This is a genomic window from Acinetobacter sp. WCHAc060042, assembly GCF_003231195.1.
Lineage (GTDB): Bacteria > Pseudomonadota > Gammaproteobacteria > Pseudomonadales > Moraxellaceae > Acinetobacter.
Map to the genome: position 1 here is coordinate 1 of NZ_QKVN01000024.1, position 23,721 is coordinate 23,721.

Annotated in this window: 27 protein-coding genes and 1 pseudogene; 22 read left to right on the forward strand and 6 right to left on the reverse strand. The window is 40.7% G+C overall.

The annotated features are described in order from the left end of the window. Positions 1-175: 175 nt before the first annotated feature. A complete protein-coding gene (locus DPG01_RS11450) occupies positions 176-1,117 on the reverse strand; it encodes a hypothetical protein (protein WP_110975192.1) in 942 nt (313 codons plus the stop codon). Positions 1,118-1,247: 130 nt separating this feature from the next. Between DPG01_RS11450 and DPG01_RS11455 the strand changes: the two genes are divergently transcribed. The 11 genes from DPG01_RS11455 (at position 1,248) to DPG01_RS11510 (ending at position 11,472) form a co-directional block, all read left to right on the forward strand. Further along, positions 1,248-3,098 (forward strand): hypothetical protein, encoded by a 1,851-nt coding sequence (locus DPG01_RS11455; RefSeq protein WP_322873881.1) that lies wholly within the window; start codon positions 1,248-1,250, stop codon positions 3,096-3,098. Between the two features lie 456 nt (positions 3,099-3,554). Then, positions 3,555-4,556 carry an inovirus-type Gp2 protein gene (locus DPG01_RS11460; RefSeq protein WP_110975193.1) on the forward strand — a complete coding sequence of 334 codons (1,002 nt, stop codon included), beginning with the start codon at positions 3,555-3,557 and terminating at the stop codon, positions 4,554-4,556. Between the two features lie 42 nt (positions 4,557-4,598). Next, entirely contained in the window at positions 4,599-5,558 is a 960-nt protein-coding gene (locus DPG01_RS11465) for a hypothetical protein (protein WP_110975194.1), read from the forward strand. Between the two features lie 590 nt (positions 5,559-6,148). After that, on the forward strand, positions 6,149-6,409 hold the full coding sequence (locus tag DPG01_RS11475; RefSeq protein ID WP_004644591.1) for a hypothetical protein: 261 nt from the start codon (positions 6,149-6,151) through the stop codon (positions 6,407-6,409). Positions 6,410-6,426: 17 nt separating this feature from the next. Further along, on the forward strand, positions 6,427-6,996 hold the full coding sequence (locus tag DPG01_RS11480; RefSeq protein ID WP_110975195.1) for a hypothetical protein: 570 nt from the start codon (positions 6,427-6,429) through the stop codon (positions 6,994-6,996). Between the two features lie 11 nt (positions 6,997-7,007). Next, positions 7,008-7,388: a hypothetical protein gene (locus DPG01_RS11485; protein WP_004644589.1), complete on the forward strand. Its 381-nt coding sequence runs from the start codon at positions 7,008-7,010 to the stop codon at positions 7,386-7,388. Between the two features lie 115 nt (positions 7,389-7,503). After that, on the forward strand, positions 7,504-7,809 hold the full coding sequence (locus tag DPG01_RS11490) for a hypothetical protein (protein WP_110975196.1): 306 nt from the start codon (positions 7,504-7,506) through the stop codon (positions 7,807-7,809). A gap of 74 nt (positions 7,810-7,883) precedes the next feature. After that, entirely contained in the window at positions 7,884-8,918 is a 1,035-nt protein-coding gene (locus DPG01_RS11495; RefSeq protein WP_004644587.1) for a DUF932 domain-containing protein, read from the forward strand. 97 nt (positions 8,919-9,015) lie between these two features. Beyond that, positions 9,016-9,231 carry a hypothetical protein gene (locus DPG01_RS11500; protein WP_004644586.1) on the forward strand — a complete coding sequence of 72 codons (216 nt, stop codon included), beginning with the start codon at positions 9,016-9,018 and terminating at the stop codon, positions 9,229-9,231. A gap of 81 nt (positions 9,232-9,312) precedes the next feature. Then, positions 9,313-10,356, forward strand: a complete 1,044-nt coding sequence (locus DPG01_RS11505; protein ID WP_004723206.1) for a YqaJ viral recombinase family protein — start codon at positions 9,313-9,315, stop codon at positions 10,354-10,356. A 186-nt stretch (positions 10,357-10,542) separates the two neighbouring features. Continuing rightward, positions 10,543-11,472: a hydrolase or metal-binding protein gene (locus DPG01_RS11510; RefSeq protein WP_110975197.1), complete on the forward strand. Its 930-nt coding sequence runs from the start codon at positions 10,543-10,545 to the stop codon at positions 11,470-11,472. 117 nt (positions 11,473-11,589) lie between these two features. Here the strand turns inward: DPG01_RS11510 and cadR are convergent, their stop codons facing one another. Continuing rightward, the gene (gene cadR / locus DPG01_RS11515) at positions 11,590-11,982 is read right to left on the reverse strand and encodes a Cd(II)/Pb(II)-responsive transcriptional regulator (RefSeq protein ID WP_005312186.1); all 393 of its coding nucleotides are present in this window, start codon (positions 11,980-11,982) and stop codon (positions 11,590-11,592) included. Positions 11,983-12,068: 86 nt separating this feature from the next. On the opposite strand from cadR, the gene DPG01_RS11520 reads away from it, so the two are divergent. The 11 genes and pseudogenes from DPG01_RS11520 to DPG01_RS11570 all read left to right on the forward strand — a co-directional run. After that, on the forward strand, positions 12,069-13,364 hold the full coding sequence (locus tag DPG01_RS11520) for a cation transporter (RefSeq protein WP_086178443.1): 1,296 nt from the start codon (positions 12,069-12,071) through the stop codon (positions 13,362-13,364). Positions 13,365-13,374: 10 nt separating this feature from the next. After that, the gene (locus DPG01_RS11525) at positions 13,375-13,629 is read left to right on the forward strand and encodes a FeoA family protein (protein WP_086178442.1); all 255 of its coding nucleotides are present in this window, start codon (positions 13,375-13,377) and stop codon (positions 13,627-13,629) included. After that, complete coding sequence (gene feoB, locus DPG01_RS11530; protein WP_110975198.1) at positions 13,619-15,448, forward strand: ferrous iron transporter B; 1,830 nt, start codon at positions 13,619-13,621, stop codon at positions 15,446-15,448. The genes DPG01_RS11525 and feoB overlap by 11 nt, the downstream gene beginning before the upstream one ends. A 167-nt stretch (positions 15,449-15,615) precedes the next feature. Next, positions 15,616-16,050 (forward strand): arsenate reductase (glutaredoxin), encoded by a 435-nt coding sequence (gene arsC / locus DPG01_RS11535; RefSeq protein WP_087550548.1) that lies wholly within the window; start codon positions 15,616-15,618, stop codon positions 16,048-16,050. A gap of 58 nt (positions 16,051-16,108) precedes the next feature. Continuing rightward, complete coding sequence (locus tag DPG01_RS11540; RefSeq protein WP_005012525.1) at positions 16,109-16,429, forward strand: metalloregulator ArsR/SmtB family transcription factor; 321 nt, start codon at positions 16,109-16,111, stop codon at positions 16,427-16,429. Between the two features lie 6 nt (positions 16,430-16,435). After that, the gene (locus tag DPG01_RS11545; protein ID WP_110975199.1) at positions 16,436-16,909 is read left to right on the forward strand and encodes an arsenate reductase ArsC; all 474 of its coding nucleotides are present in this window, start codon (positions 16,436-16,438) and stop codon (positions 16,907-16,909) included. A 7-nt stretch (positions 16,910-16,916) separates the two neighbouring features. Next, entirely contained in the window at positions 16,917-17,960 is a 1,044-nt protein-coding gene (gene arsB, locus DPG01_RS11550; protein ID WP_110975200.1) for an ACR3 family arsenite efflux transporter, read from the forward strand. Positions 17,961-17,965: 5 nt separating this feature from the next. Further along, positions 17,966-18,670 carry an arsenical resistance protein ArsH gene (gene arsH, locus DPG01_RS11555; protein ID WP_000174605.1) on the forward strand — a complete coding sequence of 235 codons (705 nt, stop codon included), beginning with the start codon at positions 17,966-17,968 and terminating at the stop codon, positions 18,668-18,670. Positions 18,671-18,687: 17 nt separating this feature from the next. Beyond that, positions 18,688-19,641, forward strand: coding sequence for a thioredoxin-disulfide reductase (gene trxB / locus DPG01_RS11560; RefSeq protein ID WP_110975201.1), 954 nt, complete (start codon positions 18,688-18,690; stop codon positions 19,639-19,641). Positions 19,642-19,742: 101 nt separating this feature from the next. Beyond that, complete coding sequence (locus DPG01_RS11565) at positions 19,743-20,816, forward strand: ArsO family NAD(P)H-dependent flavin-containing monooxygenase (RefSeq protein WP_004644575.1); 1,074 nt, start codon at positions 19,743-19,745, stop codon at positions 20,814-20,816. After that, positions 20,804-21,340, forward strand: a pseudogene (locus tag DPG01_RS11570) (ATP-dependent helicase); the annotation flags it as partial. The gene DPG01_RS11565 and the pseudogene DPG01_RS11570, both read left to right, overlap by 13 nt. 7 nt (positions 21,341-21,347) lie before the next feature. Here DPG01_RS11570 and DPG01_RS18840 read toward each other — a convergent pair. The 4 genes from DPG01_RS18840 to DPG01_RS18920 form a co-directional block, all read right to left on the reverse strand. After that, positions 21,348-21,998, reverse strand: coding sequence for an IS5 family transposase (locus tag DPG01_RS18840; protein WP_198114842.1), 651 nt, complete (start codon positions 21,996-21,998; stop codon positions 21,348-21,350). Positions 21,999-22,237: 239 nt separating this feature from the next. Then, complete coding sequence (locus tag DPG01_RS11580; RefSeq protein WP_107680847.1) at positions 22,238-22,753, reverse strand: YkgB family protein; 516 nt, start codon at positions 22,751-22,753, stop codon at positions 22,238-22,240. Positions 22,754-22,890: 137 nt separating this feature from the next. Continuing rightward, positions 22,891-23,445 carry a carboxymuconolactone decarboxylase family protein gene (locus DPG01_RS11585; RefSeq protein ID WP_000088799.1) on the reverse strand — a complete coding sequence of 185 codons (555 nt, stop codon included), beginning with the start codon at positions 23,443-23,445 and terminating at the stop codon, positions 22,891-22,893. Positions 23,446-23,503: 58 nt separating this feature from the next. Next, positions 23,504-23,680 carry a peptide-methionine (S)-S-oxide reductase gene (locus DPG01_RS18920; RefSeq protein WP_005006244.1) on the reverse strand — a complete coding sequence of 59 codons (177 nt, stop codon included), beginning with the start codon at positions 23,678-23,680 and terminating at the stop codon, positions 23,504-23,506. Positions 23,681-23,721 lie beyond the last annotated feature (41 nt).

Below are 23,721 nucleotides of genomic sequence, written 5' to 3' on the forward strand. Positions count from 1 at the left end.
TTTTACAATACCCTGATCGATATTTTCCACAGCAGAAGCAATTGCCGTTTAATACGGCATACTGTGATGAAGTACTGGTAAATCACTTAAGGCGTCGTCCTGATTTAATACGCGAAATAATACAATGTTGCAGTGAAACTTAATACTTTTTAGTCAGGGTGGTAAATTGATACGCTCAAGGCTTAGACTGAAATTCACCGTCATTTTGTACGGTATTACTATATTGATTATGTTGATCAAACCCTAAAGCAATATTGGTATTTGGTTGATTTTTCATTGTTAAAAATTGTTTTTGTTCAGCACATTCATTTCTCAATTGGGTTTCAATTTGGCTAAGAGCTTCGGGTGCAAGAGTTTCATTTATTGTCTGCTGATCCTCTTCGGAAATTTCACCCAAAAAAGCCTTAATTTTCTCCAATTCAATAGTCTTGCTTACAGCTGTTTGTATTAAGTAGTCCTCAAATTCTTTTGCTGATAAGCGCATGTTTTCTTGAATGGTATGTTTTTGCTGCTCAAGCTCTGTTTTAAGTTGATTAATTTCTTCATCCTTTAATTTCAGCTCTTGTTTTAATTGGGAATCATTGTTTTCGATGAGTGATTTTTGAAGCTTTGATATTACTTTATCCTTTTCTGTTAATTTAAAATTATGTTGATCAATTAAAAAGTCTAAGCAGTTTTGCAGGCTTTTTAATTTGTACTTCTCTGTGATTCTCTCTAGTTCTTTTAATGTCTTTTGATCCAGTGTGATTTGTTTATTGATACGTTTATCTTTTTTATTTGTGTAGTTATATTTAAATATACGGTATCTCTTTTTTAAAATTTCAAAGTGTTCATTATTTGTTTTACAAATGAAATTATCAACTGAAAATTTAAGTGGGTTGGTGAATAGTTCGCTTATATCAGTCGAATTATATTGGTTATGCTGAGGAGATATTGCTGAATTTTCATTGGGTTTAATCTGTGGGTGATTTATAGAATAAAAAATTTCCTTTTCACCTGATTTAACTCGCTTATTGATTTCATTTGGTCTTAGTAAAATTTCCTGCTCTAAGAATATTTTTTTTAGATCTGTCTCAGTAGATAACCATTTCTCTAAAGTTAAATGTGGTCGTGTCATTTTATATTTTTCATAGATATTAAATAAATGTTTATATATCAATAAATAAACATTAAGTAAATGTTAATTAAATATTAAATGTTGATTATTATATTTTTAATTATCATTTTGTGCCTATCTTAATTTGTGTATGATATCTCTGCATGGGGTATGGATTGATGAAGTGGAGATTTTTATTGTGGATGAGAAGCTTTCTGAGCATGATTTCTTGAGCCTGTTTTTAGCTTTCTATCAGAGAATAGATGGGGAGCTTTCAGCCAAAGCTGTTTGGGCTCTAATCACTTTTATTAGAAATTTTGGGGTAGAGAGTACATCATTGCCGCTTGCCCAATTGGCAAAAGTCACAGGCATACAGATTAAAAGATTACGTGATGTACTTAATGAGTTGGAGCAGCAGGGGATTTTAAAAATAGATTTTCCCGAAACGGGGAAGAGGGCTCGTGTTCGTCACTTACGCCTTAATCTCGATTATATTGGTGTTGATTTAATAATGCCGGCTAGCTGGATGGTAAATAGTACTAAAAGCATGTACAAGAAATTTCCTTTATTAAATTTTATTTCAATTCTATTTATAAAAAGTGATGGGATAAGCATCAGCAATTTACCTAAAAAAATAGAGACCGATTGCAATCTTGATTATCGAAGTTATCTTGTTTTATTGCGATTGCTTTACAGTGCAGATTCATTTGGGATTGTTAGAGGCTGTGGAATTGGTGAAATCGAGCAGGCAACGGGTTTAAAAAAGCAGTCTATTTACCGTGCTATACAACAGCTAAAAGAAATGGGATTTATTCGAAGTCAGGCCGATGGAGCAATTCGAAATAGTTTTATTCAAACAGAGTCTCCAATATATGCTTTAAACCTTTCGCATCAATTTTGGGGTGATGCTGCAATTTATGGGAAGTTTTATATTTTAAAGTACCCGCAGCCTCATGTTTTTGAAGTTCAGAAAGTGGCGTCTATTTTTACTATGCTGAATCCAAAGAGTGACTTGGTGTCAAACACTAAAAGTGAAGATTCAGATGCTGGCTTGAAAGTATTGAATTGCAAAAACAATTATCTGCTACATGATCCTTTGTGCTGGATGAAACCGTTTATTCCTCTGCCTCGTGAAGCTGTAGGTTATGCAAATTATGTTGTGTTACAACAGCAGGAAATAATGAAGTTGTATGATCATTATTTAGAGTTAAAGAAACTGCATCCAGAAAATCCATTATCAGCTGCGTTTTATTTAAAGCCGCATGAAAATATTTTGAAGGATGAAGTAGCTTTAGACAGTGTGGAATGTACACAGCCTATTAAACTCAGTGGAATGCATAACCGCTTAGGTCTTTTTCAGAGTTTACTTGAGCAGTGGTGCTGCCAGATATATAGCCAGAATAAAACGCTTTTTAAGATGCTGAGAGATGCTAACCCAGTAGTAATCGACGAAGAAAGTTTTGAACGCTTAGGGTGTACAGATTTTCTCTACCCATATTCATTGCAAGCGACTCAAATCAATAGAATTAGAGAAGATCTCACTCAAAAAAATGAGTCTGACAAAAATAAATCGATCACATTCAGATTAAAGGTTGAACAGTCTAGAGTTCATCAGTTTTTAATGGCTCTTATGGACTTGATTGCATATAACCAAATTTACTTTTTTCAGCAATGTATACGGAAACATTCTGATATTGATGACAAACGCAAAGCTGCTAAGACGGGCCTGGGCCGGGCATTTGCAGAGGCAGGAGAAGTGGTGATGCCTTTTAGAATCCTGCCTCGTTCTTTTATCCAGAACACTTATAGCTGCTGCTTTGTACCTGATCAGCATGCAAAAGCTGACGAGTATTTCTTATGTGAATTGGAATTTCAAAAACCGTTGCAGGATGGAACTCCCTTTGATTTTCCTGTACAGCACATGACAGAAATTTCACCAACACTGGACGAGCTTAAGGATTACGGATTAATGCATCATCGATGTTTATCGTTATTTAAATAGATGATCTAGCTTAATGATTGGAAAATCATTTTTCTGACCTAACTATCGTAACGCTGAAATATATAAAAAGCCTATTCTAGCCAAAGGTTTGGAAATCCTGCTGATCGGCTGGACTATGGTTATTGCATTTACGCTAAGACGGTTTTTATATTATTAATATAGAGATTAATACTAATATTAGACTTGTTGCTATAGATCATAGAACTATAAGTACTCTATATATCAATACAATCACTATTACTCATACCTATAACAAGAACAGTTGGATATGTCATATAGACTGAATAGATATCTCTATATACATGACGCTATTGATCAATAGCCTATGCAGGATGAGAGCACGATTCGATACATGGGAATATCGGATGACTAATCCTTACTCTAGATCTGGGTGTCATTTAAAAAAATAAGTCCATTGCTTAACTATGACGCTCATCATAGTTAAGGAAGTTCAACGTGCTGCAATTCGATTTAGATCATCAGGCTGGGGTGCTGTATGCCATTCATGCCTGTGTAGATGTATGTCTTAATTTTGATATGACGAATGAAGATTTCATTTTCAATCTGGAACGTCTGTACTGTGCATTCGAAGCTTTTAAGCAAGAAGGGGTTGAGTATGCAGCCTCAATTAGGGCATTTATTGCAGTCACTGAACATGTCGATAGCCAGCGTGGAATGCTCAGCGTTGGTGAATATCTATCAGGGTTGTCTATAGGTGCAATTAAGGCTCTAAGACGAATCTTACATGCGCATCGAGGGATGATACGCGAGGAGATCAAAAGCTTTACAAGACGGAAAGGATTGAATCGAGTGGCATTACTTGAGGAGTTCGAAGGTGCAATTAAGGGATATTATTCGGTTTTGGTGATCAGAGTGGATTTGAGCTATAGCAAGGACAGCATGAGTGAGATTACGGTGCATGACTTCTATCAGCATATCGATAGCTTCCGTGCTGTGATTACTGATAAAAATGGCTGTTTTGATGCATTAGTAACCTATGCAATCGCACTGGAGCAAGGGATTACAAAGGGTTTTCATGCTCACTTGGCATTGGTGATTAATCGGTCTGAGCACCAGAGCGATTATAAGATTGCTGAAGGGGTCATTGAGAAGTGGAATGAGATTACTTTAGGCAAAGGGACGGGATGGAACATCAACACGACAGAAAATAAAGAAAACTACGAGAAGCAAGGTTGTTTAGGCATTGGAGATATTCGTCGAGCAATACCCGAACAAGGCAATAATGCTTTGGGTGCAGTTGCGTATCTCAGTGACCCTGATAAATACGAGCAGACGTTATTGGTTAAACCACAAGGACGTAAAACGTTTTATAAAGGAGATTATCAGCATCATGGTCGCCCAATACCTGATACAGAAGAAAATAGAAGAATCAAAGAGTGGAATGCGCAGACTGCTTTAGCAAAGCTGGAAGAGGAGATTTGGTTTAAAAAATTATGAAGATGCCAGTTCTATGAAATCAATTCATTCATAGGACAGCACATGAGTCATTCAGAGTTAGAGTCTGCAGCAGTACGTTTAGAACAAGACGTTTTAGAGCATTACCAAACGACTCGATTTGCTCCAATTCCAGAAGGTACTGATTACGATGCTCATCACAAGAATATCGATGATGAGTTTAAACGCAAGCTGTCTGACTATTTTTCATCGTGGCGCAGAATGATGGCCGTTGGCATTCATGAGCATTTATCTTTTTCCTTTTGGGCAGACAAGTTCTTTCAGGCTTACTGCAGTGTATTACAGGAAGAGCAGATTCGGTTCTTTGAGGTCACGGCGCAAAGAAGCGCTGGTTTTTATATCAATAAGATCGTAAAGCGGTTGAGAATACTGTTTGAAAGCACCAGCTTGACTGAAGAAATGCACAAGCAGAATGAGCGTTATGAAAAGCAAATTGAAAAGCTGAGAGAATCTTATTGCAATACCAGTCAAATCTATCCAGATGCTGCGGATTTGAAAGTAGAACTGAGCTTAAATGAGGCAGGAAATGAAATGATCGACATACGGCAGTTAGAGCGGTATTTATTAAATTTCCAAAAAAGTCTAGCGGCTGAGTATTGGTATAGAACGCAAGTCGTTTACCGCTTTTATCAGGTTGTACGGGATGATGTTCAGCAGCGCTATGTGATTCACTTTTATCTGAGCTTTAACCGATCACTCTATTCTGACCCTTTGGGATATTGCAATGAGATCAGAGAGCACTGGATGAGAGCGACTGGATATTTGGGCACATGCGTTTATCCAGAAATGCATCATCAGCTTTCCGATGCTGATGCACAAAACGCGCTGCGGATTGACCGGATCATGCAAGAAGAAGCGGGCTGTCCTTTGGGTGCATTAAATAGCATGCCGGAGAATCAAACGGGTCAGTTTGGGCTTCCGAGTAGAATCTGCATCTACCCGAAAGGATTTAAATGGTTTGATGGAGCCCCGGTACGGCGCTGAAAATTCATATTGCATTCCAGCACTTGCTTGACGCTCTACACCGTGCAGATTATCCTTAGCCTGCTGACCTACATCGTCAGCGGGTTTTAGCAGACCCATTAACAAAGACAATATGCGAAATCTGATTTTGCATGTTGTGGACCCGTTCGTCCCCCTTTCTTTGCGGTAGGGCGGAGGGGGGACGCGCTTGCGCGTGCTGGTTTCTTTGTTACCAGTCTGCTAACCCTTCTTCGTTCTGCCACCATCATATTAGCAGTGAATTGGCAGAATTCTTTTAAAACAAAGGAGTACGCCATGCGCTTACATCAATATCATCCCTTATTTTTCTCTTTTTCAGTATTTGTGCCGATGGGTCATTAGGCCCGCGTGCTGTGCATAGCTGTGTTTATAGCTTTTTAAGAATAAAACTTTTTCAAATACATATTACCGATATGAAGATGAATCTCTAATGCTGTTTTGAGCTAAGTAGATCTGTACGCTTTATCGTCTATAAAAAATTCAAAAACTTAGATATTCATTCCAACAAAGATTGCATGGGGGACACCGGATCTGCTGAAGACCGGTGATGCCTGTAAAAAGAGAAAATGACTATGTTAAAAACTTTCCTAAAAACTGCCCTGATTTCATCACTTCTTGCAGGCGCGTCATGGGCGCAGGCAGGCTGGTTTGCGCAAGCCAGTGAATCCTATTTTGTGCAGGCTCGAAATTTAGGTGGAGGCGTGTATCAGTGCATGTATAAAACCAATCCGGGCAACCGCGGCTGGCGTAATTTCACGGTGAACTTTCAGGGCGGCTGTCCGCGCGTTGTCCACTATAACGCCAATAATGGCCAAGTCTCTGTACCGAACTAAAGTACAGGAGATTTGAGATGAACCAAAAAACCATTTTGGGTTTGGCAGCTATTCTGGCTTTGACGCTTATTATCGTATCCGGATTCTATTTTTTCAGTGCCAATTCCAGCGTTCAGAAACCTGTGCAAACAGCTGCAGCTGGCACGAGTGATATTCCAGCGTCAGAAGCTGCTGCTTCGGAAGGCATTCCTGCTGCGGAAGTTGATGGCATTGATGTAGAGGAATTGACTGCTGGCAGCAAGGGCTCAAGTTCGGCGCAGCATGAACCTGAATTGCTGAGCTTTGAGTTTGATCAAAATTTGAAAGCTGCAGATACCTTGCTGTCCATGCTTCCTTATGCAGACCTGCCTGAATTTGAGCAAAAAAATATAGACAAGTATCAGCAGCTGGTTTTTGCCAAAGCTGCGAAAGATACGGGTAAACCCGTGAGCGGCTTTAGCTTGCAGGAACACGGCGCATTAGAGTCAGAGCAGGCGGGCAACCGTTACTACGTTTATAAATTTGATAATGGTACAGATTGTGAAATTCATCTGGTCAGTATTGATTTAGAGACCGGTGATTACGGCGTCAGCTACAACTACTGCTGAGGATGATTGCTATGAATAAATATTTTAAATCGATCCTGCTGGCAGTAACGGCTGCTGCAGGCATGATGCTGTACGGGTGCGACTCCAGCCTTGATCCCAATACTTTTAGTGTTGAAATGAATGTAGAAGATACCAGCAACTGGTATGCACAAAACCAAGTGGCGCATGTCATCACCATTCGTTCCAACAGTCCAGATCCCATCGATGTCACCAACGTTTTAATCAACAATGGTGAATGCAGTTATGAAGGCTACCGCAGATCACTGGAATACCCGCAGCATTTTAAAATGGGCTTGCGTTTAAGGCTGAAATTAACCGGCTGCGGTTACGATAATGTTGTGCGTGTTGATGTTGAAACACAGCAGGGAACAGCGAGCTACAGCTTTAACTAAGCGTATTTAATCTAAACATTAATCTAGAACTGACTAAACCGTGTCCTAAAAGGATGCGGTTTTTTTATGCCTTCACTTTAGCTTTTGTCAGGGTACATCTGACAAGGAATATACCGTGTCCATCATTCAATGTCCCTACTGCAAGTCGGGCAATGTCAGACAAACCGCATCTGGCAAATCAAACGCAAATTACTTTGAACAGCTTCAGCGCAATATCTCACCTGCACAAATGGCTGTGCTGGGAGCAAGACTTGCTAAGAAGGTCGGCTTTTCACCTGCGGCAGGTGCTGCTGTAGGTGTAGTGATTGGCGGTGTGCTGGTGGTTGTCAGCCAATTCTGCTACGAAAAATATTATCGCAATGAAGATCAATATATTTGTCAGGACTGTCAGCAGCATTTTGTTTGGGGCAAAAAATCATAAAGCTCAAGCCACAAACCTTAAACACATTTAATCAACAACATGAATTTCAACATACATTTATAGGAAATATAAACATGGCGCATCAAATTGAACAAATGGCTTATGTCGGTGACACCCCTTGGCATGGCCTCGGCAACCAGCTTACGCATAATCAGCCGATTGAAGTATGGGCACAGCAGGCCGGCATGGACTGGCGCATTGAATCTTCTGATGTCAGCTATATGGCGCAAAATGAACGCGGACAAAACATCATCATGCCTTATGAAGAACAGCGCGTACTTTATCGCTCGGATACCCATGCACCTCTATCGGTGGTCAGTCAGCGTTATCAGGAAGTGCAGCCTGCAGAGGTGTTGGAGTTCTACCGAGATTTAACAGAGCAATCAGGCTTTGAACTGGAAACCGCAGGCGTATTGAAAGGCGGAAAGAAATTCTGGGCTTTAGCCAGAACAGGACAAAGCGCGGCACTCAAAGGTAAAGATGTTAGTAATGGCTATATATTGTTGGCAACGGGCTGTGACGGAACGCTGGCGACCACAGCGCAATTTACTTCAATCCGCGTAGTGTGCAACAACACTTTAGCCATTGCCCTAAAAGGACAGAACAGCAGTGCAGGCGTGGTCAAAGTCCCACACAGTACCCGTTTTGATGCAGATAAGATCAAACAGCAGTTGGGAATCTCAGTACGGCAATGGGATGAACACATGTATGAAATGAAGCAACTCAGTCAACGTAAAGTCACTCAACAAGAAGCGGCTGCTTATTTTGACGCGGTATTTAACAATACCAGCCTCAGTCCAATGCAGCAGGATGAAGGCATTATCCAGTTCTACCGCAATGTAGCCAGTAAATCACAAAGCAAAGACAAGGTTGAACCGAATGGCCGAGCCATGTCGAAAGTCATGACTATGTTTAACGGGCATGGCCGAGGGGCAGAACTCAGCTCAGCCAAAGATACGGCTTATGGGTTGCTGTGCAGTATCACGGAATTTGCAGATCATGAACGTCGAGCCATGAGTCAGGATCACCGGCTGGATTCAGCATGGTTTGGAGCAGGGGCAGGCTTAAAACAACGTGGACTGGAACAGGCGCTACTGATGTTGTCCTAATCTGTGTATTTACAATTATTTGAACACTTCTTATTGAAATCCTGATTTCTAAGCTCCACTAACTATTTGCAAGATAAATAGTAAAACGGAGAGTACAGTGAGTATCATTTCAATTAAGAAATTAGGGGATGAAAGTTTTTTATTAAAAATGAAAGATAAGAAATCTTTCGATGTTTTAGTAGAAACGATAAAAGGTAATTTTGGCTATTCCTTTAATCAAGGTCTTCAATTAAATGCAGACATTTTAGAAATTGTAATAGCTGGCGTTTCTGAAGAAAACCTAAAGCGCCATTTAGCAGTCGTCTCATTTTAAAATAGATTCATTTAGAAATATCAGACCATATCTTCGGATGTGGTTTTTTTATGCCAAAAATTTAAAATTGAGGAATTCACAATGAATAATTTATCAAATCCATCTGCAGCATCTAAACAACCTATAGGATTCAGGTCACCTAAACTTATTACCGCCAAACGCTTTGTAGAAACCAAAAATATGAGCCAAGCCGAATGGCTGGAAGTACGCAGGCAAGGTATCGGCAGCAGTGACTGTGCTGCAGCTTGCGGACTCAATCCTTATATGTCGATGCTGGAACTGTGGATGATCAAAACAGGTAGGATCAAGCAATCCATCGAAGATGAAAGCGAAGGCCATGCGCCTTTATATTGGGGCAAGCGACTTGAACCGCTTGTTGCTGAATACTACAGCATGCATACCAACTATAAAGTCCGCCGCGTGAATGCTGTGCTGCAGCATCCTGACCCAGACAAGCATTTCATGTTAGCTAACTTAGATTATTCCGTAGTGGGTGATGCAGATGTGCAGATTCTGGAATGCAAAACTGCTGGTGAACATGGCGCCAAGCTGTGGCGGGATGGTGTGCCGTTATATGTGCTGTGTCAGGTACAGCATCAATTGGCCGTAACGGGAAAGAAAGCAGCGCATATCTGTGTACTGCTCTGCGGACATGAAACGCGGATTTTTAAAGTGACCCGCAGTGAATCGGTCATTCAGCATATTGTGAATGCAGAACGTTACTTCTGGGAATGTGTCGAGAAGGATACACCGCCTGATGCAGATGCCAGCGCATCGGCAGCCAAGGCTTTACAGCAGCTGTATCCCGAACATGTGCCATTGAGCACTGCAGACTTATCTGGGGATGAGCAGGCCAACCAGCAGTTTGAACAGCTGATTCAGGCACGTAATCAAATCGACAAGCATCAGGAGCAGTTTGATCTGCTGAAGCACCAGCTGCAAGCCAAGATGCAGCAGGCGGAGCGTGCCACTTTTAAAGCAGGCTCAGTGACGTGGAAAAAGGCTAAGGATTCAATCAGCTTAGATGCCAAGGCTTTGCTGAAATCACACCCTGAATACCTCAGCCAATTCCCGCAAAGTAAAACAGGTTCACGGCGTTTTAACATCTATACCAATGATGGTTGAAAGTAATTTAGCCTAAGCAAAATATCCAACCAGCCTAGAAATCCCATGCCTCAGCACATGGGATTTTTTATGCCCATTTCATTTTTAATCAATACAGCAATTTATTTAAAGATAACATGGGATTTTTTATGCCCATTTCATTTTTAATCAATACAGCAATTTATTTAAAGATAAGAGGAAAGGACCATGATTAAAGGTCTAGCAATCACACCGCCAATACTTGGCAGAATCAGTATCGGCAAAGTTGTGGAAAAGAACGGCAAACGTCTGCCTGAAAAGGATGATCAATTTACATTGACATCCCAAATCCAAAACAAAGAGGGCTGGATCAAACACCCCCTAGATGAGCAACTACGAGCCAAAGCTCAAAACCAAAAACTTAGAAGCATTCCAGTCCGTATGATCTTTAATGATCCTGAACTCAATCTTAGGGCAGAGTACAGTCTATTTGATCGACAAACAGGGCGACCTGTGTGTATCGGTAATGGTGAAACTTGTCAGCGCTTAACCAATCAAGGGGTTGAACATCACCCCTGTCCTTCACCTGATCTATGTCCATTGGCACAAGGAGGATTGTGTAAACCCTATGGTCGTCTCTATGTGAATCTCGATGAATCGGATGAGTTTGGGACTTTCGTTTTTAGAACCACCGGCTTTAACAGTATTCGTACCTTAGCTGCTCGGCTCAGTTACTACCATGCTGCATCCAATGGCTTACTTTCATGCCTACCTCTACAACTCACACTGAGAGGCAAGAGCACCACTCAAAGTTATCGCACCCCTGTCTATTACGTGGATTTGACTTTACGTGAAGGCATTCATTTGCAAGACGCGATACATACAGCTAAGGAGATTGATCAGAAGAGTAAGTTGTGTGGTTTTAATCAACATGCCTTAGATCAGGCCGCTTTACAGGGCTATGTAAATTCGCAGTTTGAGGTGAATGTGGAGGAAGGCTTGGATTTGGTAGATGAGTTTTATACAGATGGACTTGTTGAATCTGAGCAAATGAAACCTGAGTCGAAACCTAAGGTTAAAGCAAAGCTCAATCATGGGGATGGTTTTGTGCAGGATATTCAGCAAGGGTTGCAGGGGAGTGTGAGGACAGTGAATTGAAGCTAATCGTAAAGAATCATTAGATTCTTTACGAGTTATACACTCGATTTATTTTTTATCATATTTAGTATCAATAGCTTATAGAGCTATCGTATTAAGTCTAAACTTTGTATTTATTCAAGCTAAATTTTTCAATACACCACATCTATCAACTGTGCATGAACCATCGCATGTCTTTCTTATATCTAATAATTGTTCAATTAGTTTTTGCTGATTTTTGATACTTTCTTGTACATCTACAATATGTGCGTCAATTAATTCATTTACTTCTGAACAGTTTTGGGTAGGTAAATCTTTATAAGAAAGCAATCTTTTGATTTCATTTAGATTCATATTTAGAGAGCGGCAATTAACTATAAATTTTAATCGGTCGATATAAGCTTCGGAGTACATTCTATAGTTCCCCTCAGTTCTTTCAGGTTGAGGAATAAGACCCTCCTTCTCATAGAATCTAATAGTTAGTACTGAACAAGAAGTTTTCTCAGATAACTCACCTATTTTTAAAAACATTGAAATCAACCAAATCTAGCTTGACTCTATAGTAGCTATAGGGATTCTAATATGCAATAAGTGAAAATATGACTATAGGTACATCCATGAGTGGTTGCGGTTGTAATGAAAGTTCTTGTGACGATACTAAACCCAAACAAAATATATCTGAAACTGATTCTTGTAGTGGTACAGATTTAAAAACTGAAACAAATAAAAAGTCTTGTTGTGATAAAGGTATTGCTAGCGAGTCTAAAGAGCAGATCATTGTAGATGCTTGTGGTGGTAGTCAGCCTTGTTCAACAAAGGCTAAATCATGCTGTGGAACAGATACAAGTAATCAGCAACAAGACATACATAAAGAAATAGGCAAAGCAATTCTCATTAGCGATTACACCATTCCTAAAATGGATTGTTCCGCAGAGGAACAGATGGTCAGAATGTCTTTGTCCTCTTTAGAAAGCGTTAATAGTTTAATTTTTGACTTACCAAATCGAAATCTAAAAGTTTTGCATGAAGGCAATACAAATTTAATTACTTCAAAACTTGAAGCACTCGGTTTTGGAGCAAAGTTAAATTCAACTGAAACCTATATTGATAACAAAAGCTCGAAGCAGACCAGCACCTATATCATACCTAAAATGGATTGTTCCGCAGAAGAACAAATGGTGCGAATGGCTTTAGCACCACTAAGTGAGGTCAAAGCTTTAGCTTTTGATCTTCCAAATAGAAAGTTACAGGTTTTCCATACCGATGGAATCTCAGAAATCACAACGAAACTTGAGGGTCTAGGTTTTGGAGCGAAGCTCGAAAGTACTGTTGAATCAACAGGAGTTTTACCTGACAGTCCTGATCCAACTAGTCAAGCTAAAGTTCTCAAAATACTACTCGCAATTAACGCAGTGCTTTTTGTCATTGAGTTTATTAGTGGCATTATTGCCGCTTCCACAGGATTAATCGCCGACTCTCTGGATATGTTTGCTGATGCTGCCGTTTATGGCATTGCACTTTATGCAGTAGGTAAAGCAGCAAAATATCAAGTTAGAGCAGCTCACTTCGCTGGTTGGATTCAGCTCTTACTAGCTGTAATTGTTATTGTTGATGTCGTTAGACGTTTTATGTTTGGTAGTGAACCTGAATCTAATCTCATGATTATCATCGGCTTCTTTGCACTTGCCGCGAATGTCACTTGTTTATATCTCATATCTGGGCACAAAGATGGTGGTGCTCACATGAAGGCAAGTTGGATTTTCTCAGCGAATGATGTGATCGTTAATATGGGTGTAATTCTCGCAGGAGTACTCGTTGCTTGGACAGGCTCAGCTTACCCTGACCTGATTATTGGAATTATTGTTTCTTTATTCGTGCTGAATGGTGCTCGAAAGATTTTGGCCTTGAAGTAGGACTTTTATAATGAACTTATTTCAAGTGAAACCAAATCAGTTTGCAAAGATTGTTGATCTCAAAAAAGGGGATCAATACACCAACAAAGACCCTGTACTTGAAAGACTTGAGTTACTGGGTTTTAGAGTTGGGGAATCTCTACAAGTTCTTGAAAAGGGGTTATTTGGTGGCGATCCAATCTTAGTTCAAATCGAAACATCACGCTTTGCCCTAAGAAAAAATGAAGCTGAACGAGTTTTTGTAGAGATCATCAATGAACACTAAAAATATTGCACTCATTGGTAATCCCAATTGTGGTAAAACCTCACTTTTTAACACTCTTACTGGTACTCGACAAAAAGTTGCAAACTATGCGGGTGTGACTGTTGAACGTAAGGAGGGTTTCTTTAAGTTACCTTCAGGAGATTCCGTTCGAGTATTGGATTTGCCGGGGACTTATAGTTTAAAACCAAGTAGCTTAGATGAAGAAGTAACAAGAGCTGTTTGCTTCGGTGAGCTAAAAGGTGAAGTATTACCTGACATTTTTGTTTGTGTTGTTGATGCTACAAATCTTCACCTTCATTTAAGCCTAGTACTAGAGGTCAGAGCGTTAAATAGACCGATGTTACTTGTCTTGAATATGATGGATGAAGTAAAAAAACGTGGAATTTCAATTGACACCTCAAAACTATCAAAACTTTTAGGAGTGCCTGTTGTTGAATCCGTCGCTGTGAAAACAAAAGGGATTCAGGAGCTATTAACGCAGTTAGATCAAAAAAATCTATTTGTTGCACCTTATCATTCTGAGCTAAATCATTTTGATCAGATTAAATACATTACTAAGCAAGTTATTTTAAAAAATGACAGTGGTGATAAACGAACTGCATTTTTAGACAAAATATTTTTACATCCTGTCTTTGGCCTACTAATTTTGACGCTGACCATGTTTGTCATGTTTCAGGCCGTTTTTATTTGGGCACAGCCTTTCATTGCTTTTATTGAAGACTCAATTACTTGGCTAAGTGGTGCAATTGGCCCCTTGATTTCGCATCCATTATTAAGAAGTTTGATTGTTGATGGTGTGATTGCGGGTGCAGGCAGCGTTCTAGCTTATATGCCTCAAATTCTTATCCTTTTCTTCTTTATTTTGATCTTAGAGGAATCGGGTTATTTGCCAAGAGCAGCCTTCTTATTAGACAAGCTTATGTCTAAAGCAGGGTTAAGCGGTCGTTCATTCATTCCATTACTTTCCAGTTTCGCTTGTGCTATTCCCGGAGTCATGGCAACAAGAAGTATTAGCTCTGAACGAGATCGTTTAGCAACGATTATGATTGCGCCATTAATGACATGTTCTGCTCGACTGCCTGTATATGCTTTATTAATAGCCGCGTTCATTCCTAATAAGTTGGTTTATGGGTGGCTCAGCTTACAAGGTTTAGTTCTGTTCGGACTTTACATGTCAGGAATCATATCTGCGCTATTGGTTTCTTTATTTTTAAAGTTAGTTCGAAAAGATAAAACTGAAAGTATTTTTATTTTTGAATTGCCGACTTACCGTTTACCAGATATTAGAAATGTGGCATTAGGCCTATATGACAGAGCAACAATTTTCTTAAAGCGAGTTGGTGGAATTATTGTCGCTTTATCAATTTTGTTATGGGTACTCGTGACATTCCCTCAGCCACCAGATAACGCCACAATGCCTGCAATTAATTACAGCCTAGCAGGGCAGTTGGGGCACATCATTCACCCTATTTTTGCCCCAATCGGCTTTACATGGGAAATTTGTATTGCGCTCATTCCGGCAATGGCAGCCCGTGAAGTAATTATTGCTGCATTAGGTGTGATTTACGCTATGTCTGGGGATGAAGATACAGTCACACAAACTCTGCTCAGTCAAATTTCTGGGCCTGATGGATGGGGACTTGCAACAGGCTTATCACTTTTGGTTTGGTTTGTTTTTGCACCTCATTGTCTTGCAACATTAGCAACAATCAAGCGTGAAACAGGTAGTTGGAAACAACCAATTATTATGGCTACCTATCTGTTTTCACTAGCATATTTCTTCTCTTTTGTTACGTATCAGATTGCTAGCCGCATATAGTTAAGTTGAATATCGAACAGCGGTGAAATTATCGCTGTTTGTATCTTCATAATTAAAGTTAGAATTTTGAAGTAGAAGTTTTATTATGAAAATGGGTATATTTGGAATTGCATATATATGTTTATTCGTATATAAATATATTCAAAGATCCTGTTGAGTTTGAGCAAATGTCTGCTACTCCAAACGTTAAGATTTATCACAATCCTGAATGTGGTACGTCACGTAATACATTGGCATTAATTCGTAATGCCAATATTGAACCTGAAGTTATTGAATATCTTGTTAATCCTCCATCTAAAAGTGAGCTTATTCAGCTGATTGCGGATGCGGGTTTAACGGTGAGAGAAGCGATTCGTAAAAATGTTGCTCCATATACAGATTTAGGAATTGATCAAGAGGATTGGACTGAAGATCAATTGCTTAACTTTATGCTTCAGTATCCAATTTTGATTAACCGTCCATTCGTGGTGACTGAACTAGGAACTCGTTTAAGTCGTCCGTCAGAACTGGTTTTAGAAATTCTGCCACTCCCGCAAAAGGGTGCTTTCACTAAAGAAGATGGTGAACAAGTACTGGATGCAAATGGGCAGCGATTGAAATAAAAATTTCATGGACATATGTGAATATTGATATATCCATATGTTTGAGTGAGTAAAAAATATGGATCAAATCAATTTTTTTAAATGCTTAGCTGATGAAACGCGATTCAATATCGTCATGTTGGTTCTTGGAAATAATGAACAGTGTGTTTGTGATTTGACTGAAAAACTAGAGTTGAGCCAACCCAAGATTTCACGGCATTTAGCTTTACTGCGTTCTTCTGGTCTTTTACAAGATCGACGCCAAGGGCAATGGGTCTATTACAGTCTCAATCCCAATTTACCCACTTGGTGTATAGACGTACTTAACACCCTTAAAAATGCTGATTTACAGCCAAAAGTTGCTCCATCATTTCAACAAATCAATAGTTATTGCGAGTAGAAAAATATGAAATTCCTTTTTTTGTGTACTGGAAATAGTTGTCGTAGCATCCTGTCAGAAGTGCTGTTTAATAGTCGTGCCCCAGAGGGTTGGAAAGCATACAGTGCAGGTAGTAAGCCATCAGGGCAAGTACATCCATTGACCATTGAAACATTAGAAAATTTGGGTCTTTCAACAGATGGTTTGTGGAGTAAAACCATTGATGACTGCGAACAATATCAACCTGACGTTGTGATTACCGTCTGTGATTCGGCAGCACAAGAAGCATGTCCACTGTATTTAGGTGGTGCAATCAAAGCACATTGGGGTTTGGCTGATCCTTCACATTTGGATTTACCTAAAGAAGAAAAGCTCAAAGCATTCCAAGTCACTGTTGATCATATCAACCGTCGCTTAGACGCTTTATTGGCACTCGATACAGCGCATATGCCTCGCCCAGATTTGATTGCTGCAATCAATCAAATTTCGCATATTGAATGAGAACATCATGGCTCAACAAAGATTATCCTTTTTAGATCGTAACCTCACGCTATGGATTTTTATTGCTATGGCGTTGGGGATTGCGATAGGCGTGTTCTTTCCGCAAGCCTCTGTCGCTTTGGATAAAATGAGTGTGGATTCAGTCAATATTCCTATTGCGATTGGTCTTATTCTCATGATGTATCCGCCACTGGCAAAAGTGGACTATGCGACGTTACCGCAAGTATTTAAGGATAAGAAAACACTGACTTTATCCTTAGTACAAAACTGGCTGATCGCTCCCGTGCTCATGTTTGCATTGGCAATCATATTTTTGCAGAGTTATCCCGAATACATGACAGGCGTAATCCTGATTGGCTTAGCACGATGTATTGCGATGGTTCTGGTCTGGAATGGTTTGGCCTGTGGTGATAACCAATATGTCGCAGCACTGGTCGCTTTTAACAGTATTTTTCAGATTTTGTTCTTTAGTACTTATGCTTGGCTATTCTTAACCTTCTTGCCACCTTATTTTGGTGTTGCAGGGCAAGTGATCAATGTCGATTTCTGGACCATTACCCATGCGGTACTGGTGTACTTAGGGATTCCATTTTTCCTTGGCTTTATGACGCGATTCACTCTAGTGAAAGCTAAAGGTCTGGATTGGTATCAAAATGTCTTCTTACCTAAGATTAGTCCACTGAGTCTACTGGCTTTATTGTTCACGATTGTGGCGATGTTTAGCCTGAAAGGGAACGATGTGGTGAGCTTACCGATGGATGTCTTGCGTATTGCGATCCCATTGACCATTTACTTTATCGTGATGTTCTTCATCAGCTTCTTCATGAGCAAATGGATGGGGAACGATTATCCTAAAACCACAGCAATTTCTTTTACTGCTGCGGGAAATAACTTTGAATTGGCGCTGGCCGTCGCGATTGCGACCTTTGGTTTAGCTTCACCAGTCGCATTTACCACGGTAATCGGCCCATTGGTTGAAGTACCAGTGTTAATTGCTTTAGTCAGTGTGTCTTTGTGGCTCAGAATAAAGTTTTTTAAAGCAGAGGTGTAATTTCTATGACTCTCCCAAATGTAGATATGAATCTTTTGGATCAACCGACTTTAGAAAAGGTACAAGCTAAAGAATTGGATCATCCACCCCGTATTTTGCTGCTGTATGGTTCTAACCGTGAGCGTTCATACAGCCGATTGGCGGTGATGGAAGCTGGTCGTATCTTGGAGCAGTTTGGTGCCGAAGTAAAAATCTTTCATCCTAAAGGGCTGCCTTTACCTGAAGATGCGGACACTGAACATCCAAAGGTTAAAGAGTTGCATGATTTACTCGCTTGGGCAGAAGGAATGGTGTGGTGCTCGCCTGAGCGTCATGGCTCCATGAGTTCAATTTTCAAATCGCAAATTGACTGGATACCATTGGCAGGCGGTGCAATTCGTGCAACGCAAGGTAAGACCTTAGCTTTGATGCAGGTCAGTGGTGGTTCGCAGTCCTTTAACAGCCTAAACCAGATGCGTATTTTAGGCCGTTGGATGCGGATGATCACCATTCCAAACCAATCGTCTATTCCCAAAGCTTTTTTAGAGTTTGAAGAAGATGGCAGGATGAAACCTTCATCCTTCTATGATCGAATTGTCGATGTCATGGAAGAACTATATAAGTTCACCTTGCTCACTCGTGGGCAGAGTCAGTACCTCACGGACCGTTATTCAGAGCGAAAAGAGTCAGCAGAAGAATTATCTAAGCGTGTCAATCAACGTAGCTTATAAACTTTAGGTGATCAGAAATGCAAAAGAGACATTCTAAATTAGTGATCTTAGGTTCAGGGCCTGCGGGTTATAGTGCTGCTGTGTATGCAGCACGTGCAAACTTAAAACCTACATTGATAGCGGGTATACAACTTGGTGGTCAATTAACAACGACCACTGAGGTAGATAACTGGCCGGGCGACCCAGAAGGTTTAACTGGTCCTGCACTTATGGAAAGAATGCAAGCCCATGCTGAACGCTTTGGTACAGAGATTGTGTATGACCACATCAATGAAGTTGATTTAAGCGTCCGTCCATTTGTGCTAAAAGGCGACATGGAAGACTTTACTTGTGATGCACTGATTATTGCAACAGGTGCGACAGCACAATACTTGGGTCTTGAATCTGAAGCTAAATTCATGGGTCAAGGTGTCAGCGCATGTGCAACTTGTGATGGTTTCTTTTATAAGAATCAAAAAGTCATGGTCGTGGGTGGTGGTAACACAGCAGTTGAAGAAGCACTTTATCTTTCAAATATCGCTGAACATGTCACCTTAGTTCACCGTAGAGACAGTTTACGTTCAGAGAAAATTCTACAAGATCATCTTTTTGCCAAAGAAAAAGAAGGCAAAATTAGTATTCTTTGGAACAATCAAGTTGATGAAGTCTTAGGTGATAATACTGGTGTTACTTCAGTTCGCTTGAAGTCAACTTTGGACGAAAGCATACAAGATATTGAAGTTCAGGGCTTATTTGTTGCTATTGGTCACAAACCGAATACAGGTATGTTTGACGGCCAACTCAACCTACGTGATGGCTACATTCAAGTACAAAGTGGTACTTCAGGCAATGCAACAGCAACTTCTGTGGCAGGGGTATTTGCTGCGGGTGACGTTGCGGACAGCATTTATCGCCAAGCAATTACTTCGGCAGGCTCAGGCTGTATGGCAGCTTTGGATGCCGAAAAGTATCTTGATCAATTGAGCAATTGAAAGGCTCATTTAAACGCTTGAAAATTTTATAAAATACGCCCAGTCTGTTGAGTAGACTGGGCGTTATTTTGATTATGACTATAAATAATAGGAGAGAAGCTTTGACTCAATTACAAACTGAAGTCGATGTAATCATTATTGGTGGTGGTCAGGCAGCCCTTGCCACAGCTTATTTCCTCAAACGTAAGAAAATTCCATTTATTATTTTAGATGACCAATCTCAGGCAGGTGGTGCATGGTCACATGCTTGGGAATCTCTTCGTCTTTTTTCTCCAAATACTTGGAGTTCATTGTCAGGTTGGATGATGCCCACAACTGAGCAGACTTACCCAACGCGAAATGAAGTGATTGGCTACTTGTCAGCATACGAGCAACGATATCAATTTCCAATTATTCGACCAATTCATGTCGACCATATAGAACAAAAAGATGGCTATTTAGATGTGTATGCTGGCGATCAATATTGGCGAGCTAAAGCGGTGGTCAGTGCTACTGGGACATGGAGTCAGCCTTATATTCCCCATTATGAAGGATATGAACGATTTGAAGGATTACAAACGCATTCAGCACATTATGTAAATCCAGAGCCTTTTATCAACAAGAAAGTGATTGTAGTTGGTGGTGGTAACTCAGGGGCACAAATTCTTGCCGAAGTCTCAAAAGTTGCAGATACCACTTGGGTCACAGTAACACCACCTCAATTTTTATCGGATGATGTTGATGGGCGTGTTTTATTTCTTCGGGCAACTGAACGTTTAAAAGCCCAACAGGAAGGTCGTGTGATTGATCAACCCGTTGGTGGTCTGGGTGATATTGTCATGATAGACAGTGTTAAAGAGGCCCGCGAACGTGGCGTACTACATAGTAGAGAGCCTTTTACCTCATTTGAGGAGCATTCCGTTGTTTGGGCTGATGGTACAAGACAAGCAGTAGATGCTGTGATTTGGTGTACAGGGTTCAAAGCTTCATTGACTCACTTAAGAAGTCTTGATGTGGTAGAGCCTGATCAGACAGTTACTGTGAATGATGGGCGCTCAGTAAAAATAAATAACCTTTGGTTGGTTGGCTATGGGGAATGGACAGGCATGGCATCCGCAACACTCATTGGGGTTTCTAGAACAGCAAGAGCAACTGTAGATCAAATAGCTGCTTATTTGGCTAGGATCAATTACTAAAGTTAAGGACTGAAGGAACTATTGGTCAAGTGATAGATCATTTAAAGACTACAAAACGGCCATTACCACCAGATCGAATAATTAGAAGGGAGGAGGAGCTTCTTTCATTTATAGATACACCTAAAGAGGAATGGTCTTCAACACTACAACGTTATAATAAATTAAGAGAAATCGAATATAAGGAAGTTATCGAGGTTACAAGGTTTATTGAAAAACAGACTCCTTTTGCAACGCAGCATAGTGTAAAGGGGGCTGAGTTTGAGAATGTATTAGTTGTCTTAGGTGGTGGGTGGAATCATTATAAATGGCCACAGCTTCTCGAGTTGCTTGAGACTAAAAAACTGAATAGAGCAAATACGAAAGGTTTTTATAGAGCTCGTAATCTTTTTTATGTTTCCATTTCTCGCCCAATGACAAGGCTAGCTGTGTTAGCAACTCAATCATTGTCGGATACAGCACTTCTTACAGTAAGTAATTTGTTGTGTTCGGCGTCAACTATCTTGGCCGGTTCGCGTCAATTATGATGGCCGGTTAGGTTTTCTCATTTTTCCTACTTCCAGCTTGTTTTAATTGATGTTGTTTTCGATAGCTTTCTCCTTCTAATTCTATAATTGTCGCGTGGTGGATCAGCCGATCTATGGCCGCTACCGTCATCATGCTGTCTGGGAAGATCTGATCCCATGCACTAAACGGGTGATTGGCTGTGATGATCAGGCTACCGCTTTCATATCGATGCGCGATAAATTCAAACAGTACCTGGGTTTCTGCATCGGTTTTTTTCACATAACCAATGTCATTTATCTGACCACCCGATATTTCAAAATAAACGGGAAGCCCACCGCTATCTACAGCGAGATGAATTTTTGTAGAACTCCCACCCCGACTTTTTCCTATCGCTTCATCTGAACTGCTTGCGGCTCCGCTACTGTCTTGATGCGCTTTGACAATACTTCCATCAATAAACAACCATTCTGGATCATTATCGGACGATATGCTTTGAAACCATTTTTGTAACACACCTTTCTTTGACCAAAGGTTAAAGCGCTTAAATACAGAGTTCCAACGACCGAATCTTTCAGGCAAATCTCGCCACTGAATGCCTGTGCGCATACGATAAAGTATGCCTTCCAGTGTATTTCGGTGTTCATATTTATTGTAAACACGCCCTGTCTCTTTAAGTATTTGCTTTAGGGCTTCCTAGGCGTTATCTGTTAGCATTGTCCTTGGCATAGCAACGTCCGTTCTCGGTGGTATTTTTGATTTTTGGCGAAACCATTATACCTTGTTGCTATGCCGTTCATTTTTCACTCAAAGATCAACAGCCTCTAGTAAGGCACGTACTTGAAGCACTTAAAAGATAAAAATAAAGGCTCTCTAATGTGTTTAGGAGCCATCTAACTTATAGTTGTTTCGGGTGAGGCTTATTTGTTTTTGTGCTCCAGTGCTGTAAGTGATGTACCTACGATAAATATAGACATGACAAACAAGCCTAAATCTTTTAGCAAAAACTGGCCAGGAACCACAGAGATCGCAGGAAACCCAAGAGATGCCTCAAAAACACCGGGTGTAGTCAGCATGAACGACAATGTCGTAAAAAAGAGTCCGGTTGAAAGTACACCGCCCAAGATTGCGAGCTTAGGGGAGAAAACTCGTGCAGCGATTAACAGGCCAACTGAAATTTCAAGCACACCCAGAAAATTTGAGAATCCTTGAATGCTGAGGAAGCTATACATCCACGAAAGCAGAGGGCTATTACTAACAAAACCATGTATACCGTTTGCTTCGTAGCTAGTGAATTTCATGCCACCAAACCACAAATATATTATCGTCATGGCAACGTAGATGCCACCTATACCAAACTTAGTGATTTTTGCACCGAGATTATTACTAAGGGTATTGGTAGTCTGGACACCATTTTCAATTTCGGGAATAGTCATCTTATATCTCCAATTATTTTTAGCCATGTGGACTCACTCTATGTAGCCCACTAAAATGATATGACTCTTGAGAAAAACTATATGTTTACTCGAGTCGAACCTAACTTAGGTAATTGCTGTAGTTGAGCACCAATGGATTAGACATCAATGCCTAGTGGTTGAACGGCCGGGAAGTCGACCTCGGTCTGTGTCACTTCGTTAACGTAGTTAGTGAAAGTGTTCAGGGCAACAGCCAACAGAATATCCACTACATGTGCATCACTGTAGCCAGCGTTCAGCACCGCTTGGACCTGGTCATTGCTGACTTGCCCGCGCTGGCGGACTACGGCGGCAGCAAAACGCACGGCTGCGTCGGCCTTAGGGTCATTTGATGCACCGCTGCGGTTGGCAGTGAGTTCAGCATCATCAAGCTTGGCCACCTTACGGCCTAGGAAGGAATGGGCAGCAAGGCAATAATCGCAGCCGTTGATCTCAGCGACGGCTAGGGCAATACGCTCAAGAGTCGCTGTACCCAAGCCGCCCTGTGCTGATGCTGCGCTCAATTGCAGGTAGCCAGTCAGCGCAGCAGGGCTGTTGGCAACGACGCGGAACATGTTAGGAACGCGGCCCAGTTGTTTTTCCACAGCCTTGAGTGAGGTATGGGTAGCAGTAGGCGCGGCGTCGATTGTGGTAGGGGTGTTCAAACGTGACATAAATTTCTCCTAGTGATTTGAAAGACAGCACGCTGTATTGGCGTGGAATAAATTGTATTTAAGAAGGTTCTGCTTGATAATCCGTTGCTATCAGACAGCTCATCTTCACGTCTTGCGCAGTCGCCATTTCAGTGCCACTACACACCTTCGTTGACGTCACGCCGTCCTGATTTCTAAGGAGGTCTTCGAGACCCCAAAAACACCCTCCGGCAACGATCACATAATCTAGTTTCATAAAGCCTCCTTAGTTTTCATCCACTTACTGATTAGACTGAC